The 2,507-nt window shown below is 73.3% G+C and carries 2 protein-coding genes; both read left to right on the forward strand.

From position 1 onward, the window contains the following. Positions 1-62: 62 nt before the first annotated feature. Entirely contained in the window at positions 63-1,544 is a 1,482-nt protein-coding gene (locus tag PROKR_RS22315; protein WP_036967715.1) for a sensor histidine kinase, read from the forward strand. Beyond that, positions 1,541-2,206, forward strand: coding sequence for a response regulator transcription factor (locus PROKR_RS22320; protein WP_036967718.1), 666 nt, complete (start codon positions 1,541-1,543; stop codon positions 2,204-2,206). Before PROKR_RS22315 ends, PROKR_RS22320 begins: the two co-directional genes overlap by 4 nt. Positions 2,207-2,507 lie beyond the last annotated feature (301 nt).

Here is a 2,507-nt window from a genome sequence, read left to right on the forward strand (position 1 = left end):
CTGGACGTCGTCGCCGCCTGGCTCGACGGCTCGCGCCTCGCGGCCGCGGGCGTGGGCCACGCATGAGCCTGCGCCGGCCCTCGGTCCGGGCCAAGGTGGTCGCGGTGGTCGTGGCGGTGACCGCGATCGGGCTGCTCGCGGCCGGGCTGCTCACCCACGCCATCCAGTCCCAGCAGATCATGGACGACATCTCCGAGGACTTCGACCAGGAGATCGGCGAGCTGCAGGCGCTCGCGAAGGAAGGCGTCGACCCGGAGACCGGCGAGGACTTCCGCGGCGCCGGGCGGCTGATGAGCGTCGCCATGGAGCGCAACGTCCCGGGCACCAACGAGATGTTCGTGAGCTACCTGGACGGCGTGCACCAGCAGTCCAGCCCGCCCACGTTCAGCCGGGTGGTCGCGGACGACCCGGCGGTCCAGGAGGTCGTCGCCGGCCTGACGCCGCAGTCGGCCACGACCGTCGAGCAGGAGATCGAGACCGAGATCGGCCGGGTGTGGTTCGTCGTCGTGCCGGTGACCGTGGCGGACAGGCAGGAGGTGGGCGCATACGTCATGGCGGCCGCGCTGGACCGGTCGCTCGCCGCCGAGACCGCCGTGATGCGCACGTACGCGATCGTCTGCTGCGTGGCGCTCGTCCTGCTGGGCCTGTTCGCCTGGCTCGTGGTGAGCCGTCTCCTGCTCCCGCTGCGCCAGCTCAGCGCCACCGCGGCGCGGGTCACCGAGACCGACCTGTCCCAGCGTGTCCCCGTCGCGACCGACGACGACCTGGGCGAGCTCGCGGGCGCGTTCAACACCATGCTCGACCGGCTGTCGACGGCCATCGAGACGCAGCGCCGGTTCCTGGACGACGCCGGGCACGAGCTGCGCACGCCGCTGACCGTGCTGCGCGGCCACCTGGAGGTGCTCGACCCCGACGACCCGGACGACGTGCGCGAGACGCGTGACCTGCTGCTCGACGAGACGTCCCGGATGGGCCAGATCGTGGAGGAGCTCGTGCTGCTCGCCAAGGCGGAGCGGTCCGACTTCGTCTCCCTCGCGCCCGTGGAGCTGGGCCGGTTCACGGACGACGTGCACGACAAGGCGCGGGCGCTGGGCGCCCGCCGCTGGGTGGTGGACGCGCGGGCCGACGTCGAGGTGGCCGCCGACGCGCACCGGCTCACGCAGGCGGTGCTCCAGCTCGCGGACAACGCCGTGAAGTTCACCGGGGCCGACGACGAGGTGGGCATCGGCACGCAGGTGTACGACGGCCCGGCCGGCCCTACCGTGCGGCTCTGGGTGCGCGACACCGGGCCGGGCGTGCCGCCCGAGGAGGCGGAGCGCATCTTCGACCGGTTCGCCCGCGGCAACACGACGGGCGGCGTGCCGGGCTCCGGCCTGGGCCTCGCGATCGTGCGGGCCATCGCGCAGGGGCACGGCGGCGACGTCGCCGTGGAACGGTCTGACGGCGGTGGCGCGCGCTTCGTGATGACGTGGCCCCTCGGCGGGCCGGGGCAGCGGGCGGTCCCGCCCGAGACCAGGCGTGCGACGGCGGAGGAGGCGGCGTGAACCAGATCTTGATCGCGGAGGACGAGGAGCGCATCGCGCAGTTCGTGCGTAAGGGCCTCAAGGCGCACGGCTTTCAGCCCACCGTCGTGTCCGACGGCGCCTCGGCGCTCGGCCACGCCATGTCGGGCGGCTACGACCTCATGGTGCTGGACATCGGGCTGCCCGTGCTGGACGGGTTCACCGTGCTGCAGCGCCTGCGCGACGTCGGCTCCACGCTGCCCGTGGTGATCCTCACCGCGCGCGACTCGCTGTCCGACCGGGTGGCGGGTCTGGAGGGCGGCGCGGACGACTACATGTCCAAGCCGTTCGGCTTCGACGAGCTGCTCGCGCGGATCCGGCTGCGGCTGCGCAAGGCGGCTGGCGATGCCGCGCCGTCCGACCGCCTGGAGCACGGGGGCGTGGGGCTCGACCTGCGCACCCGCACCGCGACCGTGGCGGGCCGGGAGGTGGAGCTGTCCGCACGGGAGTTCGCGCTCGCGGAGGTGTTCCTGCAGCACCCGGGCCAGGTCATGTCCCGGGAGCAGCTCCTGTCGCGGGTGTGGGGGTACGACTTCGACCCCGGGTCCAACGTGGTGGACGTGTACGTGCGGTACCTGCGCAAGAAGCTCGGCGCCGACCGCATCGAGACCGTGCGCGGCGCCGGCTACCGGTTCCGCGGTTGACGCGGGCCGGTCAGCACGGGGCACGCCAGCACATGAGAACCGTCTCATCCTCGTCTCCTCGTCGCCTCATGCTGGCGGGGCAGACTCGTGGTCAGCGGGCACCCGACCGAGGTGCCAGGAGAAACCGGGAGGCACGCACATGAACCCCTCGTCCATGAAGAAGCGCTGGGTCATCGTCGGGACGGCCGCCGTGCTCGGCGTCGCCGGCGCGACCACGGCCGCCGCGCTGAACGACCCGGCCCCGCACACCGCGTCCTCCGATGCCGTCGCGCTGTCCGGTGGCACCGGGGCCGACGACGGC

Origin of the sequence: Promicromonospora kroppenstedtii DSM 19349 (assembly GCF_000515355.1) — a bacterium.
GTDB lineage: Bacteria > Actinomycetota > Actinomycetes > Actinomycetales > Cellulomonadaceae > Promicromonospora > Promicromonospora kroppenstedtii.

Excerpts from the sequence above, each read along its gene's own strand:
- PROKR_RS22315 (WP_036967715.1), top strand. The coding sequence starts at position 63 with ATGAGCCTGCGCCGGCCCTCGGTCCGGGCCAAGGTGGTCGCGGTGGTC.